The sequence below is a fragment of the Acinetobacter sp. MYb10 genome, assembly GCF_002980175.2.
Classification (GTDB): Bacteria; Pseudomonadota; Gammaproteobacteria; order Pseudomonadales; family Moraxellaceae; genus Acinetobacter; species Acinetobacter guillouiae.
Genome location: NZ_CP058272.1, coordinates 1,530,197 through 1,544,751, shown reverse-complemented (window position 1 = coordinate 1,544,751; position 14,555 = coordinate 1,530,197). Strand labels below are relative to the sequence as shown.

Annotated in this window: 19 protein-coding genes, 1 tRNA gene and 1 pseudogene; 17 read left to right on the top strand and 4 right to left on the bottom strand. The window is 31.1% G+C overall.

Going from position 1 to position 14,555, the window contains the following annotated elements; genetic code table 11:
- Positions 1-132: 132 nt before the first annotated feature.
- From CQZ96_RS07185 to CQZ96_RS07125, 13 genes and pseudogenes are all read left to right on the top strand, one after another.
- The gene (locus tag CQZ96_RS07185) at positions 133-945 is read left to right on the top strand and encodes a helix-turn-helix transcriptional regulator (RefSeq protein ID WP_105714803.1); all 813 of its coding nucleotides are present in this window, start codon (positions 133-135) and stop codon (positions 943-945) included.
- An 81-nt stretch (positions 946-1,026) separates the two neighbouring features.
- Entirely contained in the window at positions 1,027-1,866 is an 840-nt protein-coding gene (locus tag CQZ96_RS07180; RefSeq protein WP_105714802.1) for a sterol desaturase family protein, read from the top strand.
- A gap of 385 nt (positions 1,867-2,251) precedes the next feature.
- Complete coding sequence (locus tag CQZ96_RS07175) at positions 2,252-2,467, top strand: cold-shock protein (protein ID WP_004721990.1); 216 nt, start codon at positions 2,252-2,254, stop codon at positions 2,465-2,467.
- Between the two features lie 1,199 nt (positions 2,468-3,666).
- Positions 3,667-3,942 carry a hypothetical protein gene (locus CQZ96_RS07170; protein ID WP_105714801.1) on the top strand — a complete coding sequence of 92 codons (276 nt, stop codon included), beginning with the start codon at positions 3,667-3,669 and terminating at the stop codon, positions 3,940-3,942.
- Between the two features lie 184 nt (positions 3,943-4,126).
- Positions 4,127-4,339 (top strand): hypothetical protein, encoded by a 213-nt coding sequence (locus tag CQZ96_RS07165; protein WP_105714800.1) that lies wholly within the window; start codon positions 4,127-4,129, stop codon positions 4,337-4,339.
- Positions 4,340-4,850: 511 nt separating this feature from the next.
- Positions 4,851-4,927: transfer RNA gene (locus CQZ96_RS07160), tRNA-Met, on the top strand.
- A gap of 247 nt (positions 4,928-5,174) precedes the next feature.
- The gene (locus CQZ96_RS07155) at positions 5,175-5,552 is read left to right on the top strand and encodes a hypothetical protein (RefSeq protein ID WP_105714522.1); all 378 of its coding nucleotides are present in this window, start codon (positions 5,175-5,177) and stop codon (positions 5,550-5,552) included.
- The gene (locus CQZ96_RS07150) at positions 5,549-5,761 is read left to right on the top strand and encodes a helix-turn-helix transcriptional regulator (RefSeq protein WP_004721981.1); all 213 of its coding nucleotides are present in this window, start codon (positions 5,549-5,551) and stop codon (positions 5,759-5,761) included. Before CQZ96_RS07155 ends, CQZ96_RS07150 begins: the two co-directional genes overlap by 4 nt.
- Positions 5,762-5,919: 158 nt before the next feature.
- A pseudogene (locus tag CQZ96_RS21860) lies at positions 5,920-6,266 on the top strand (IS630 transposase-related protein).
- Positions 6,267-6,390: 124 nt separating this feature from the next.
- Complete coding sequence (locus CQZ96_RS07140; protein ID WP_146113223.1) at positions 6,391-6,693, top strand: transposase; 303 nt, start codon at positions 6,391-6,393, stop codon at positions 6,691-6,693.
- Positions 6,694-7,093: 400 nt separating this feature from the next.
- The gene (locus CQZ96_RS07135; protein ID WP_105714521.1) at positions 7,094-7,285 is read left to right on the top strand and encodes a hypothetical protein; all 192 of its coding nucleotides are present in this window, start codon (positions 7,094-7,096) and stop codon (positions 7,283-7,285) included.
- A 71-nt stretch (positions 7,286-7,356) separates the two neighbouring features.
- Positions 7,357-7,584, top strand: coding sequence for a hypothetical protein (locus CQZ96_RS07130; RefSeq protein WP_105714520.1), 228 nt, complete (start codon positions 7,357-7,359; stop codon positions 7,582-7,584).
- A gap of 385 nt (positions 7,585-7,969) precedes the next feature.
- Positions 7,970-8,236, top strand: coding sequence for a DUF2164 domain-containing protein (locus CQZ96_RS07125; protein WP_004721976.1), 267 nt, complete (start codon positions 7,970-7,972; stop codon positions 8,234-8,236).
- Between the two features lie 135 nt (positions 8,237-8,371).
- Here CQZ96_RS07125 and CQZ96_RS07120 read toward each other — a convergent pair whose 3' ends face one another.
- Positions 8,372-8,860 carry a GNAT family N-acetyltransferase gene (locus CQZ96_RS07120; protein ID WP_105714519.1) on the bottom strand — a complete coding sequence of 163 codons (489 nt, stop codon included), beginning with the start codon at positions 8,858-8,860 and terminating at the stop codon, positions 8,372-8,374.
- 147 nt (positions 8,861-9,007) lie between these two features.
- Positions 9,008-9,445: an SRPBCC domain-containing protein gene (locus CQZ96_RS07115; RefSeq protein ID WP_105714518.1), complete on the bottom strand. Its 438-nt coding sequence runs from the start codon at positions 9,443-9,445 to the stop codon at positions 9,008-9,010.
- A gap of 406 nt (positions 9,446-9,851) precedes the next feature.
- Here CQZ96_RS07115 and CQZ96_RS07110 point away from each other — a divergent pair, with 406 nt between their 5' ends.
- The 4 genes from CQZ96_RS07110 (at position 9,852) to CQZ96_RS07095 (ending at position 13,115) form a co-directional block, all read left to right on the top strand.
- Complete coding sequence (locus CQZ96_RS07110; protein ID WP_004721972.1) at positions 9,852-10,046, top strand: hypothetical protein; 195 nt, start codon at positions 9,852-9,854, stop codon at positions 10,044-10,046.
- A gap of 736 nt (positions 10,047-10,782) precedes the next feature.
- On the top strand, positions 10,783-11,139 hold the full coding sequence (locus tag CQZ96_RS07105) for a hypothetical protein (RefSeq protein ID WP_004721968.1): 357 nt from the start codon (positions 10,783-10,785) through the stop codon (positions 11,137-11,139).
- 258 nt (positions 11,140-11,397) lie between these two features.
- A complete protein-coding gene (locus tag CQZ96_RS07100; protein ID WP_004721967.1) occupies positions 11,398-11,580 on the top strand; it encodes a ribbon-helix-helix domain-containing protein in 183 nt (60 codons plus the stop codon).
- A gap of 1,307 nt (positions 11,581-12,887) precedes the next feature.
- Positions 12,888-13,115: a hypothetical protein gene (locus CQZ96_RS07095; RefSeq protein WP_004721965.1), complete on the top strand. Its 228-nt coding sequence runs from the start codon at positions 12,888-12,890 to the stop codon at positions 13,113-13,115.
- Between the two features lie 82 nt (positions 13,116-13,197).
- Here the strand turns inward: CQZ96_RS07095 and CQZ96_RS07090 are convergent, their stop codons facing one another.
- Together CQZ96_RS07090 and CQZ96_RS07085 are read right to left on the bottom strand one after the other, a co-directional pair.
- Entirely contained in the window at positions 13,198-13,488 is a 291-nt protein-coding gene (locus CQZ96_RS07090) for a hypothetical protein (RefSeq protein WP_004721964.1), read from the bottom strand.
- A gap of 354 nt (positions 13,489-13,842) precedes the next feature.
- Complete coding sequence (locus CQZ96_RS07085) at positions 13,843-14,538, bottom strand: hypothetical protein (protein WP_004721963.1); 696 nt, start codon at positions 14,536-14,538, stop codon at positions 13,843-13,845.
- Positions 14,539-14,555: the final 17 nt, after the last annotated feature.

Genomic DNA, 14,555 nt, shown 5'->3' with positions numbered 1-14,555 from the left:
TTGAATTCAAACGTTTTAGAATAGCAAAGATATAAAAAGCGCACTCAATCAATCTGCTTATTTATGCTGGGTATTTGAAGATAAGTAGAATAGTGTTATTTAATGAGTTTTCACTTTTAGCTTAAGTATTCTATGGCTCAATCTAATCTATATAACTTACCTGCTAAATATTGGATGGGCAGAATAGCAATTGGATATGGCATTGGCTATTTTGAGGGAGCTGTTGGTGATAACTCTCCACATCGTCATCACGCACATCAGTTAAGCTTTGCAAAACAACAGGGAGAGCGGATTCAAGTTATTGCTGATGATTATTGTATATGGAGTAGTGGGGTCTATATCGCAGCAAATACTTTACATCATTTGCAACCAGGGACTTACTGTTCGATCTATATTGATCAAACACATTTTCTTGCTGATGTCATTCAGCATTATTTACAAGCTTACCTAAAACAAGACTCACCGATTACGATATTGCCTCAAAGTTTGGTATCTATTCTTAGAGCATATTTTATAGAACAAAATCAAACGTTTGAATCTTTCCAAAAGCTTTTAAGTTATTGCAGTGAATCTAATTTCAAAGCTCAGTCAGTTAGAGAAGAGCGTCTTGCAAAATTTCTTATTCTCAATCATCAACAGAATTTGACACTTAAACAAATCGCCTCACAATTCAATCTTTCAGAAAGCCGTTTTAGTCATTGGTTTAGTGACAATTTTGGTATTTCTTATCGTAGTTATCGGAAATGGTTACGCTTATTACAAAGCTTTCAAGCCATAGATCAGGATATTAATTTAACCAGCATGGCTCATCAATCTCATTTTTCTGATCAGGCGCATTTTAGTCGAACCTGCAAACAAATGTTTGGCATTCAACCTTCACTATTAAAATTTATTCCATCCATTGAGCAAATGCCAATATTGCTAATGTCGGATCAAAAGCTATAGGAGATATAGCGGTTTCGTTCAATTTTTATATCCAGCCAGTCAGCATACTCCTAAAACGTATTCTGTTGATTGGAGTTATAAATGAGCGCTTTTGTTAAAATATCTCTGCGATATTTATTTTATCCACTTTATATGTTGTTAACCGTATGGATGATGATGTTCATCGTCTCAGGGCAAGTTCCGTATTGGCCAAGTTCAATATTATTCATCTTGCTAAGTGGCGTAGTGATTGCATGGGGTGAGTATTATTTGCCTTATCAAGCAAAATGGTTGGATACACATCAAGATTTTGTTACAGATATCATCCATGCAATTTTTAATTTATTTTTGATCGTTTCTGTCTCAAAAATTATCGAATGGTTTGATCTTTTCCGATTTATTTCACGATTATGGCCCGACCATATTTCGGTATTTTGGCAGATATTGATTGTTGCTGTGGTGATTGATTTTGGACTATGGTTCATGCATTACCTAAGCCACAAGTATCGATTTTTATGGAAATTACATGCGATTCACCATCAATCACGCCGTTTATATTGGTTAAATGCTGAAAAGAGGCATCCACTGAGTGCAATCGTACTTGCTGGACCTAGTTTGATCATCTTAGCGCTTTTGGGTGCTCCAAGTGTGCTGATAGGGTGTTGGATGATATTTATGGCCGTGCATTTGTTTTTTCAACATGCAAATATTGATTATCGTGTTGGTCCGTTCAAATATATTTTTGCTGTAGCTGAAGTACATCGCATCCATCATAAACATGGATTTGGTCGTAAGAATTTTGGAGAAGTGTTTATATTTTGGGATATTCTGTTTGGGAGTTTTTACTATGAAGATCAAAAAATTAAAGATGATCAAGTTGGTGTGCGTAGTCAAATACCCAACCAATATTTGGCTCAACTCCGCTGGCCATTTAAAAAGTAACCCTAAAATAAGCATAAGAAAAATTGATGTATGGAACATTGGTATTTTTTTCTTCTGAAATAGAAAGTTAATTGGCTTTCTATCAATGATCGAAAAAAGTAAGTTATTTGAGAAAGCTCTCACATGAGAGCTGTTCTAAATAGATAAGCCATTCTTTATCCATAAAAAAGTTAAATATGTATAAGAAGGCTTGATTATTTATTTTTTTCCTGTAAAGTAAAGCCAACTAGAAAAAAGTCATGTTTTGGTAAATCTTCTCTAAGTATCGCAGTTTTAGTCATAATCCTTCGTTTTATTCAGATTTTAAGTTCAATTCTTTATTATTTTCGACGTTATCACTAGTCATAAAATGACTTAAAATTTTTAAATCTCAGTAGGATTGATTATGTCAAACTCAAATGTTGTTAAAGGTACAGTTAAATGGTTCAACGAAACTAAAGGTTTCGGTTTCATTCAACAAGAATCAGGTCCAGACGTTTTTGCTCATTTCAGCGAAATCGCTAACTCTGGCTTTAAAACTCTTGCTGAAGGTCAACAAGTTGAATTCAGTATCACTCAAGGTCCTAAAGGTCCTAACGCTGTAAACATTACTCCGCTATAATTCAGAGTAAGTTGTAAAAAAAGCACGATATCGTGCTTTTTTTAACTCTAAATTTTTATCTTAATTCATATTTATACATTTCAATTATTTCTATAACTTTTTCTATATTTTTATTAAAACACTGGACCTATTTAAAAGATCCATCATTCGCCTATCAGCAAAAATTTAAGCACATCTAATCAATTGCTGTGTAAATCTCGTCTTTTTTATGCGGGGGACTGTGTGGCTACTGTGCTATTTCTAGATCAATAAATAAAAAGAAACCCGCATCATGCAGGTTAGTAGGGCCTTTCTTTATTGTCTATAGACCACTCTCTCCAATGGTCACGGATACTATACATCTGTTCTTTAATAATAAAAACGCAGTAAAATAGTCGAGATAAATGTATAGGGTCTTTTGGGTTCAATATGATTGATAAACCGTAATAATTTAGATAAGTGAATAGAACCTAGTAGACTTTTCTTTTATGTTATATTTTAAAACGATTTAATTAAAAAATATTTAAAATCAGTTGCATACGATTTAATTTTTTGTTCTTCTTTGTGCGTAGTATTGGCTGGTGTTTTTTATTGTTTTTATAGAGGGCTTTATCTGTGAGCATATGAAGTCTCGATCATTGAGTGAATAAATTCTGATATTTGTATTTTTCTGAAATTAAATAGCCGATGAATGGTATTGAAAGTGAGACTTATGTTCTGTAAATTAAGTTTATCTAAACATATATCACAAGTTTATATACCCACTTACTCTATCGGTGGGTATTTTTTTATACAGACAATAAAAGGGTTGACGATAATTTAATTTTAAAGTAAATTTAAATTGTTATTTTACTAATAATAAATAACAAAAATCCTTAGTCAGCGCAAAATTAAGGTAAAGCCTTACAGAAATGTAGGGCTTTTTTATTAGATCAGCGTAAGTTTAGAATAAATCCGATTTGAGGCTGATGATTGGTCTACATACTAGAGTGGACATTGGTTTTTAAAGCAGCTTTGCAAGTATAGAAGGAGGGGATTGTTTAATTGTATTCAAGTAACTGAGTATTATTGTTGAAGTATCAATATTGATGCATTTGCAGTAATAGAGGCCAAAAGCTAGCGTACATCTGAACGAACTTAAGCAATGAATATTTTTATTGATATGACAAGTAAAAATGAATTTGTTAAATTAAGTGAACGATACAAAGGATGGTAATGTGATGAAAAAATTAATTTTAGCTGGGAAGCTGGTTGAGGCAACCTTAGAGGGTGACCATGTCACAAGATTACTCATCGGAAATTTAGTCGGTTTTCTGATAAAAAATGGAACAGTGAATTATGAAGACTATTTTCAATTTACCCAACAAACAAAAAAATACTTGATTGAAACGTCTGAGGATACCAGTGAATCCAAAGTAAAAATGATTGAAAGTATTTTTGATCTTCATCTTGATGATTTAAAGGAGATAAAAGCAATAGATCCTAAAAAAACCTGAGTAGTATCAAGAAGCAATCTTTTTGATAAGCACTTAAAATGTAAGTAAATAAAAATTTTTATAATAATTTACTGTTTTTGCAGTATATTGAATTGCGTTTGATGTACAAGCATAAATTTAATAATCATTGAATGTTTTGGTTAACAGTTTTAGCTGTTTTTATTTAATTTTTAAGGTGTTTTTTATGAATAAACTCGACATAAATGTAAAGGATCAATTTGGAAAGTGTTACGCAGTAGAGGCAACATTAGATGATGTTGTGATAAATCCAAATAAAACTCATGAACGTATCAAATATATTATTGTTGAAAATGAACTTTTGCGTCCTAACTTCGAAATGCTGTTTGAAAGCAGCAAGAATGGTAAAATTTATAAGATTTTGGAAGCTATGATTTAAATCGAGCCACCTACGGGTGGTTTTTTAATTGCTTAAATTTATATAGAGACTAAGGCAAATCTTCGCTGTTTATTTGAACATTGTATTGCAGCACGCTTTGGCTAATTTTTGTTACATAGTTTAATTTAATTAATAAATAAAGGCTGATATACTTTTTATTGAATTGTTGTGCGACTCACACATCATTCATGCGCCTCCAAAAAATAAGCCCACTTTTTAGTGGGCTTTCTAATGCTATATCAATGACTGGTTTAATTAAATTGTTATTTGGGTAAGAGCTAAAGATGCCTTGATGAGGGTAAAAGTATAATAGATCGCTATCGAAATATTAGGTTTTTAATCTTAAGTAAAAGGTTAAACCGTTGTGTTTTGAAGTTAAAAGAGCATACGATAATTAGTCAACAATGAATGCTTTTAGCGTGTTCTGAATGCCCATCAATAATTCTTTTAAACATATATAGAATAAAGGTTGTATTCCTTGTCTTTAAGGCGTATAAAGGTGCTTCGTTGATGCGGGATGGAGCAGTCTGGTAGCTCGTCGGGCTCATAACCCGAAGGTCGTTGGTTCAAATCCAGCTCCCGCTACCAACGAAAAGAGATTCAAAGTTTATAGCCTAGTTTGCTTCATGCTTACTAGGTTTTTTTTATGCTTTTAAATCATTTAGCTTTAGAAATTTATAATCAAAGCGCGGATAAATGCTGTGAAAAAATGACAATTAAAGGCGCATTTCAAGTTTGTTGTCTAAGTTAAAATAAAAATAATATGTAAAGTGTACTTTACATGGTGTGCTATTTGATCTAAATTTGTGTAAAGTTTACTTTACATGGTTGCCGTATGAAAAAATATAGATCTCTGATTGAGTTTAGTGCATCAATACTGCTTTATATTGTTGTGCTTATTTGTTCATTAAATTATTTAAAGAATGACGATATCCGCTATTCAACACAAATTTTTGTGACATTATTGCCGATAATTCCCTGTATTTTGGTGGGTTGGAGTGTACTTAGACAATTAGCGCGCTTAGATGAAATGCAACAACACATCCAATTACAAGCTTTTGCGCTCGCATTCGTAGGTACCGCACTCATTACATTTAGCTATGGATTTCTTGAAAATATTGGCTTTCCACATCTTTCTATGTTTTTTGTATGGCCTTTAATGGCAACATTGTGGGGTGTTGGTATTGCAATTGGGAGCTGGCGTTATCGATGAAAAATATCTTATCTGAATTAAGAACGAAACAAGGCTGGTCTCAGCAGCAATTAGCAGAATATTTGGGTGTTTCGCGGCAGACAATTAATGCAATTGAAAAAGAACGTTATGATCCTAGTCTGCCTTTGGCATTTAAAATTTCTAAATTATTTGGCTTATCAATTGAAGCAATTTTTAAAGATGAAGAAAACTATAATCAAACCATCTAATTATTCATACAATTACATGAAAAAATGAGTGTTTGATTATAAAAAAGCTTTCATTGCCATATTTTGCTTTGAAAGTTTAAATACCTTTGCGTACCCCTCGCCCAACGGGAGGATAACCATCTATAGTCAAACTGTTAAAAATGTAAGATGCTAGATAAATGATTTATTCAGAACATTTTAGACGAAAAGTTTTAGCTAAACTTGAGGAAGGAAATTCTATTCGAGCCGTTGCCACTCAATTTGAAATTGATAAGAATACAATTTTAAGTTGGGAAAAAGTATAGAGATTAAAAGAGCTTGACCACGTAGACCATCAAAAATAGATGATGACGCTCTAGGGCAGATGTTGAACAATATACTGATGATTATCAATATGAACGTGCAGCACGTTTTGGCTGTGGAGTTTCTTCCATTGGCGATACATTAAGCCGCCTAGGGATTACCGTTAAAAAAAAGACCTCACTTCATCCGCAAGCAAAACCTGAAATCAGAGAACAATACTTAAAGACTCTGGATGAGTTAAAGCACAAGCATCCTATCGTTTATCTGGATGAAAGTGGCTTTAAATCACATGAACAACGACCTTATGGCTACTCTAAACGGGGAACACCTTGTTATGGATCATATAATTGATAGTTAAGAATCAAACCAATACAATTGGTGCAATATATCAAATTGGCTTATTTGGAGTTGGACTATTTGATTGCAAAGTGAATTCAGATGTATTTCATTTTTGGGTTAAGGAATTTTTTAACCCAGAATTGCCGAAGCAGAGTATTGTTGTGATGGATAATGTGACATTTCATAAAAGGTCAGATACTCAAGAATTATTAGAGCAACATGAGCATCATATATTATGGTTACCACTTTACAGCCCTGATTTAAATCTTATAGAAATGGCGTGGGTGAAGAATAAAAGGAAGAATGGTTAGTAGATTCTATCGGTATGCTGTTCAAATTATTCTTTTAAATATGTATGAGTAATTAAACGGTTTTACTATATATTTTTAAGAATATATAAGTATATCTATCAATAGGAGCCTAAGAAATATTAATATAAGTAAAGTATGATATATTATAAGTATTGATTTTAATGATCAAATAGGTGGGGTGGATTAATTTTCTTTATATATCTTTTATTTTTTGAATTTAAATTTTTTGGATGTGGAATTAAAAAATATATATGTAATTATATAATTTTAAATAACTGATATAAACCAATGGTGTTGTTGTGGTAAATATATCTTGATACGTGTTAATACTATCTATTTATTTAATAAAGGCGCATCTTGAATGAGTCATTAATATGAATGACAAAAAAGAGATATTACTATGTCAAATTTTACCAAGCAACCAAGTAGCAATCAGAATAAACAACCTGATGCTAATCAAGGCAATCAATCACAAGCGCCTCAGCAGCAACAGACAAATAAAGATCAGAATAAACAACCTGATAGCAATCAAAGCAATCCATCCCAAGCACAGCCAAAGAAAGTTGAAGAAACCCCAGAGCAAAAAAAATAGCATCTAGGCTTTTATTGAGTTAAGTGTAAATTGAAAGAAGGGAACTTCTTTCAATTTACTTAGGAGTTAAAATGATGATTAAAAAAGTAACTGTACATAAAATGTATGAAGAATTTCGACAATTTCCAATTACACAATATGTGGGAGAATATGATGAGTCTTTTAATCTAGTCAAACTATTTAATTCATTCAATCAGGAATTAAGCAGAATATTTGGAACATATCAATGGGCTTTAATTGGTACTGATGAGGTTTTTTTTGTAGAAGAAGATCCGTCCTTTCAAGGGAGAACACTTTAAAGTGAGTTGAAATAAGTTTCCAAAAGATTTTAATCGCTTTTATAAAAAATTATATGTATTAGTAATTGCTAAATTTATTAAATTGGTATAATTTTAAATATTTATAAGATTATTTTAAGTTTTTTATTAAAAAAGTTTTTTTGATCTGTTATTACTATGCTGAGAATATTTTTTAATTTATTGCCTCCTACAAAATTCTAAAAACTATGTTTATCTTAAAACTACTTTATTTATTGCTATTTGGGTAATTTTTGTAATTGGTTGCGTAGGTGTTAAAGCATAGCCAGAGAAAACTCAAGATGTACGACATAATAAGACGCGATAAGATTGAATAAATTCTAAATAAGTATTGTAATGATTCTTTGTTATTTTCAGAATGAAGACTATGGCTAAGAAGCAAATAATTACATTTGATGAGTTTACGCGTGAACAATTAATTAGCTCATTGAAAAAATATGCCTTAAAGGAACTAGAGTTAGACCTTGGAAACTTTCCAGCACAGTTTTTATTTGATTTTATTGTAGATGAATTTGGACATCATTTTTATAATCAAGCGCTCAATGATACCCATGAATGGTTAGCAGAAAGATTTGCTCATCTAAATGAAGATTTATTCATTTTGTCTAAAGAAAAAATCAACAAAGCAAAATAAGCAGTGTCTTGGAAATCGTAACCAGCATGATTTCAATACTTGATGTGATAAGGTCAGAAGAAAGGTTATCTGATTTATGATCATTCATGCTAAGAAGCTTTTAGAAAGCCCCACCTAAGTATTTTAGGGTAGTACTTACTCGGTTCTTTCGATAGACGTTTTATTGAGTCGATACCTGAAAAAATGTTCATTGCTTATGATGACCTCACCATCCAATTTAAATCCGAGTGAATAGATCCCTGTTAACTTTTTCCGTGTTGGCGGTAATAAAATTGTGATCGAATCAAAGCCCATCTCGTTAAATGCCTTGTTTATAATTTTATTAAAAATTTGTTTACCCATTCCCCAATATTGAGGGTGTAGCACTAAAGCCAAGTCAGCGTCTCCATGCTCATATTGTAAACCTCCCCAGCCTGCAAATTGGCCATCAACAATACATGCCCATGGACCATAACCATGGTTCATCCATAGGCTTTCTTTTTCATTAACCCAAGCATTACATTGATCTTCATCAAAAATAACGCCCTTGGCTAAAGGCATTTGCTTAAGGACACGTTCATTTGTATTTAATTCAATAATTTCAGACTTGCTCACATTGCTTAAACGGTCAAACTCAATCTCCAATAGGATCCTCCTAAAATATGAGTTGTTGCGATGGTTTTATTAATCTTATGGGGCTTTATGCAAGATGAGACCAAGCTATATTGATTCCAAGTATAGAGAGGAATTGATGCTGGTTTTACTTAAAGCCGATTTGCCAGCTGAATAATTCTATTGATTCTCTAATCTTACTTTAAGCGCATTATTCATTCGTTGAAAACCGGGCTTGGTTTTTGTCTGTAAGTTCTTAAGAAACGGTTTTACTAAAATTCCACTAAAGGCTTCACTATGGATCAATCTTGTTTGAACAGGAGTTATTTGTTCTAATCTAAATTTATGTTCCCCATCAAATACGCCCTTCACCAATAATTTTCCGCGCCAACTAAATTGTTTATTTTTTTGATTTTCAAGTACAACTGCTTTAAAAGACATTTTACTTGTCGCATCATTTTGTATGGTGACATTGATTTTGCCACCTTTATGGATTTCTCCTGAAACATCAATGATAAACGGATTCCAATTTTTATAATCTTCAAAATTTGTTAGGGTTTTCCAAACGATATCAATGGGTGCATTGATCAAAATTTCTGTTGTTATCTCAAATTTCATGTTAGCTCTATCGACTAGCTTGTGTTTTACCTAATATACACTTATTTCAACTTTTTAATATCGTTAAAATTAAGATCACTACTGATAGGATATTAAAAAAATTGAATAGAATAAGAATGATTTGCATATTTGAGTTATTGTGTGTTGAATTTTTATATCATTGATTTATTTTAAAATTATAAAAAATAACCTTGAATGAATCAATTCAGTATTTTAATTAATAAGCATAATTTAGGCAATTTCATAGCTTAAAAATAAATAGCTTGTTAAGCACGCTATATGAAATCTGGTGATAATAAAACACCAAAATAACGTGATATATTTCACTTTAATATTGTTTAGTTTGAGTTAATTAGCATTTTTATGTAAACTGTAGGCGAGGCTTTGTGATTTTATAGAGGTAATTATGATGATTTTTTATGATGGAGAGCATATTTTTCCTGAGCGTGCCAATGAATTTAAAAACTTTTTAAAGAAATATTTGATGGAACATCAAGCTGAATATTTATTAGAACAAAAAACATTTGTATACGACAGTGACTGTGATGAGTTTTTAGAGTCGGATATTCAGGAATTTTATAAAATTTGGTTGATGGCTTAACAAAAAAGACCTGATATTCATGGGTTAACCAGGTTTTTAAAGTCTGATAGAGTTTGGTGTTCTATTTCTTTGCCCTTATAGATGAAGCATTGTTTAGAACTAAAAAGATGCTCTGATCTTGGTTAATTCTAAAATAAATCATCAAATCATCTTGTAAATAATATTCTGCTAGAGGGCGTCTAAAAACCAAGTTTGAAAGAGGAATTGTAGAGATCGTTCCTCAGGGGGTACAATGATATAGCATACATCGTCTATATTTTAAGCATCTTATTTTTTAATATGGAAATAAGGTTGATGGCAGGTCATGCTAAATATATAAATGAAAAGAAATATAATAAATACCTTAATAGATATCGTATATGAATAAATAATAAAGTTTTAAAATATTTTCTTGTTAATTTTGCTGTAAATTAGAGTTTTAGTCTAAATATTTGTATTTAAATTATTTTATTCTTTGTTTTAATTTTATGTGATTTTTTTTATAAAAAAATAAGTGATTTATTTATGCTTAAATTCATGTTTTTTATGCAGAACTTAAACGTAATAAGTGTTTTTTAGATTAAATAAAATATTTTAATTATAGAGTAATAGTGATCTAACTGTTTGTTTAAATTAAAAAAAGTTACAAATTATTATCATAAAATAATATTATATTATAATTTTATGATACTTTTTAAACATGAGGATGTTTTAAAAGCGACTCATATTATTTTTACTTAATAAAAGGCATATATAAATGGCTAAAATTGACTTAACACCTTTATCAGAAATTGACGGATTCACTGCTGCGGCACTTGTTGATAGTACAAGTGGCTTATCATTGGCTTCATATGGAACAGGAATTGATTTGGAACTTGCTGCCGCTGGAAATACGGAGGTTTTAAAAGCGAAAATGAAAACGGCAGAAGCGTTAAAATTACGCGACACGATTGATGATATTTTAATTACATTAGGAAAGCAGTATCACTTATTGAGGCCACTGGATAAAAACAGTAGCTTATTTTTATATCTAGTATTAGATCGCCAAAAATCTAATTTAGCGATGGCACGACACGAACTCAGAGTTTTTGAAAAAGAATTAGATTTCTCATAAGCATCAATGTTTTGGCTATTGCATCAGCGCTGTTGTGATAGCCTGTTGGGTGATTTTTGATTATAAAATCAAAATATTCAAAAAATATTCACCATAATTTATAATAGATTTATTGATAAAATTAGGTATTAAACAAAATAAATAATTTAAACTCAAAGTCATGCATTAAGCTAAGATTATTGTGAGATAAAAAATTTCATTGAAAATCTTGTAAATATTATTACAATTCTATAGCTAACAAATTTAAGGAAATATGGTATGGAAAATAAAACAGCAAGATTAACAATTTTGATTGATCCAAATAAAAAACAAGCTTTTGAAGAATTATGTAATCGTCAGGATTTAAAGCCATCTCAAGTTGTTCGTCAATTAATTCGTGAATATTTAGATAAGCATGATACTGAATATTCAACTAAATTACCCATAGCAAAAAATAAATAGAGATTAATTTTCTCTATTTATAAATACTTTACTGAGCCGTAAGATTTATTTGATATTTCTAGTACTTTTAGAGAATAAAAATAATACGTTAAAATGAAAATGATCATTGCTTCTATTTTTCATGATTATTCCATGTGCTATATTTGTTTGAAAATTAAAGTTTTTAAGCAATCATATAGAATAAAATGAGTCGCGCTCAAAAGTTGCATAAGCTGTTGAAAAATTTTAGCTGATAGACCTGTATATTTATTTTGCTTTAAAAGATCAGCGCATGTTAACTCCCTTATTTGTTATTCAATTGTTTTTAAAAATAAATAAAAAAACAGGAAAGTTTAAGCTAGGATTAGCTTCATCATGTTCTATAAATTTAGCCACTCATGGTCAAGCAAATCATCCATTATAAAGGTTTAATCTTTTTTGCCATGCTTATTGCATTTGGTCTTGGTATTTTGCTCAGTAAAGCAGAGCTTCCTTTATCACAAAAAGGAAATATTGAGACGGAATGTTTCGGTATACATATTCCTGAAAATTTAAAGTACACGCAGTCTAGACAATATTGTAGGTGTTTTAAAAACCGCTTGAATTACAGCAATAAAAGTGAAATCGAGAAAATGTGTTTAGATAAATAGTGGGAAAGGGGGGCTATCAATACCAATATAATTCACTCAACATGATCGCTTTTTGATTTATGAAAAGAGATTTAATGATATATAAATCTTAATGATAATCAATGTAATAGGTAATCTAGCGTGGTAGGTTTATAGGTTATTTTTATAAAATAATTTTTACTGGCTAGTTTTTGTTTAGTGTTATTTAGATTTTTTCAGGTTGATAGATATTAAATTATAGTCAATCAAACTTATCTATTATCTACCAATTAAAAAAATATTCAATTTCAAAATTGCTGTGATATCGTTCAATAATGTTACTGTATCTTGCAGATCAAAGCGCATCTGACTATATTAAAACTACAGTAGGTCGATAAGACGCTACGAAGTAGTTGGACAGATCAATGACGGCTTATTGAATTTGTGACTCCAGTTCAAATAAAAAATAAGCACTAGCTTTCCAACATAAAAAGCTCGCAGAAATGCGGGCTTTTCTTTTTCTGATTTTTTGAAACGTCATGAAATAATTGATTGAAGCTGTATTTACACAAAGTATTCAAAGTAACTCTCTATTTTATAAATAAAAAAAATAGTAATGTAGCTAATTTTTAACATTGCCATAAAATCTAACAACTTTAAGCTAATTTTTATTTTGGCGCATGCTATAAGAAAACAGTATATAAAAAAGAGGACAGAAAAATGACTGAAATGATTACAGTAAGGGTCAAGGATCAATATAGTAATGAGCTGAATGCGATGGCTTGGTTAAATAAGCTGCAAGAGCATGAAGACACAGATAATTTATCATTGTTCCAAAAAATTGATCATATCGTAGTGGATGGTGAGAAAATCTTACCAAGTATTGAGTTGCTTTTTGAAAGCAAAGAAAGTGACAGTATTTATCGTGTAATTGAACAAGTCAGCTAATTGTTATCATCAATTAAAAAACGTGTTGGGTGAAAAGCCCAACACGTTTTATTTTTAATCAGTTTAAAAGGTTGTGTGAATATTAAGCAGCTTTAAAATGATCGAGTGTGACAGCAACAAGATGATATAAGGCCAAACGGTTTTTGTTTGCATGCTCAATTGCATTTTTTTCAATTTTAAACTTATCTTGAAGTGTTCCTCGAGAATAGCTTTCAACCAAAATATGTTGAGATGAAATAGGATCACTTTTGATACGTAAATCTTTTTGATATTTAATATTGGATACAGCATTTAAACATTGTTCAAACGTTGGGTAAAAATTTGAAAGTTCTAAAGCTGTTTGGTTGGTCGATTTTGTAAGGTATTGAGTCATAATTGTCTAATTGTTTTAAATCATTGGCGTGCCTATAATTCTACAGAATGCGTGTAAAACAGACAATGTGATTTTGTAAAGAGATATGAATGTATGAGAATAAGCTTAAGAGGGTTTAAAAATTGATCTGTATTTCTCTCATTTAAAATTGCAAAGTTGGGATAATATTGTGCTTTTAAATCATCTTTAATATACATAAAACTTTGATTTATTGGCGGTAGCTTATTGGGCTTTAAAGTTTTGATATTCGAGAATAAATCAAAAATACCCTTAAATAAAAAGACTTAGAATGACTTTAAAGCACTTCATTTGTCATTCTAAGGGGGTGAATTGAAATAAATATTTAGGGTTGCTTTAAGATGATTGTAGATGTTGGAGTGAATAATTAATTTGTTGCATGGTTTGATTTAATTCTTGGGGAGAGATTCGACTTTCTTGAAGTGCGGTAATCCACTGCATTTGACAAAATTTAATATCTCGAATTGATTTTGCCTGCTGTATTTGCATGACCAATTGTTTGGTCATCAAGCCGCAATGCGTTTGTAGCAGGGTAGACATTTTGTATTTGATGTCATCAAAATTTATATAATTCAGTTCAGGCGTGGTTTCGGCATGCGCTACGTGTCTAGGTGTGACCGTGCTAACGCTTTGCTGGATGGGGTTTGGATCTGCTGATTTTGTATTTTGACTGAGCTGTGTATCGCTAATAATTGCTGGATTTTCAACTGCTTTAGGTGACGGTTTAAAGCCCATTTCAGTTGTCAGATTTGAAGGGGTGCGCTGATTTGATTGTTCAATCTTGGACGATTCTGATGTTATTTTTGACTTAACTTGAGGCGCACCATTCATTTGATTCTGAAAAATTAGACCAAGCTCTTCTAACTGTTGAAGAAGTTCTGGTGTTGCAAGCCGTTGCTTTAGTGAACTATTCAAAATTTTAAAATCATCTGTGCCGATAAGAAGCAGTAATTGTCTTTGGCGAGCAGTGAGTTGAATTGAGCGATGTTTTAAAGTCTGAATTCCCAAGTCAGTTTTAAAATAGTGATCCATGAGTCAAATTATTCCCC

Excerpts from the sequence above, each read along its gene's own strand:
- CQZ96_RS07100 (WP_004721967.1), top strand. The coding sequence starts at position 11,398 with ATGGAAAATAAAACAGCAAGATTAACAATTTTGATTGATCCAAATAAA.
- CQZ96_RS07130 (WP_105714520.1), top strand. The coding sequence starts at position 7,357 with ATGATGATTAAAAAAGTAACTGTACATAAAATGTATGAAGAATTTCGA.
- CQZ96_RS07180 (WP_105714802.1), top strand. The coding sequence starts at position 1,027 with ATGAGCGCTTTTGTTAAAATATCTCTGCGATATTTATTTTATCCACTT.
- CQZ96_RS07165 (WP_105714800.1), top strand. The coding sequence starts at position 4,127 with ATGAATAAACTCGACATAAATGTAAAGGATCAATTTGGAAAGTGTTAC.
- CQZ96_RS07155 (WP_105714522.1), top strand. The coding sequence starts at position 5,175 with ATGAAAAAATATAGATCTCTGATTGAGTTTAGTGCATCAATACTGCTT.
- CQZ96_RS07175 (WP_004721990.1), top strand. The coding sequence starts at position 2,252 with ATGTCAAACTCAAATGTTGTTAAAGGTACAGTTAAATGGTTCAACGAA.
- CQZ96_RS07135 (WP_105714521.1), top strand. The coding sequence starts at position 7,094 with ATGTCAAATTTTACCAAGCAACCAAGTAGCAATCAGAATAAACAACCT.
- CQZ96_RS07115 (WP_105714518.1), bottom strand. The coding sequence starts at position 9,445 with ATGAAATTTGAGATAACAACAGAAATTTTGATCAATGCACCCATTGAT.
- CQZ96_RS07085 (WP_004721963.1), bottom strand. The coding sequence starts at position 14,538 with ATGGATCACTATTTTAAAACTGACTTGGGAATTCAGACTTTAAAACAT.
- CQZ96_RS07150 (WP_004721981.1), top strand. The coding sequence starts at position 5,549 with ATGAAAAATATCTTATCTGAATTAAGAACGAAACAAGGCTGGTCTCAG.
- CQZ96_RS07105 (WP_004721968.1), top strand. The coding sequence starts at position 10,783 with ATGGCTAAAATTGACTTAACACCTTTATCAGAAATTGACGGATTCACT.
- CQZ96_RS07110 (WP_004721972.1), top strand. The coding sequence starts at position 9,852 with ATGATGATTTTTTATGATGGAGAGCATATTTTTCCTGAGCGTGCCAAT.
- CQZ96_RS07090 (WP_004721964.1), bottom strand. The coding sequence starts at position 13,488 with ATGACTCAATACCTTACAAAATCGACCAACCAAACAGCTTTAGAACTT.
- CQZ96_RS07170 (WP_105714801.1), top strand. The coding sequence starts at position 3,667 with ATGAAAAAATTAATTTTAGCTGGGAAGCTGGTTGAGGCAACCTTAGAG.
- CQZ96_RS07185 (WP_105714803.1), top strand. The coding sequence starts at position 133 with ATGGCTCAATCTAATCTATATAACTTACCTGCTAAATATTGGATGGGC.
- CQZ96_RS07125 (WP_004721976.1), top strand. The coding sequence starts at position 7,970 with ATGGCTAAGAAGCAAATAATTACATTTGATGAGTTTACGCGTGAACAA.
- CQZ96_RS07095 (WP_004721965.1), top strand. The coding sequence starts at position 12,888 with ATGACTGAAATGATTACAGTAAGGGTCAAGGATCAATATAGTAATGAG.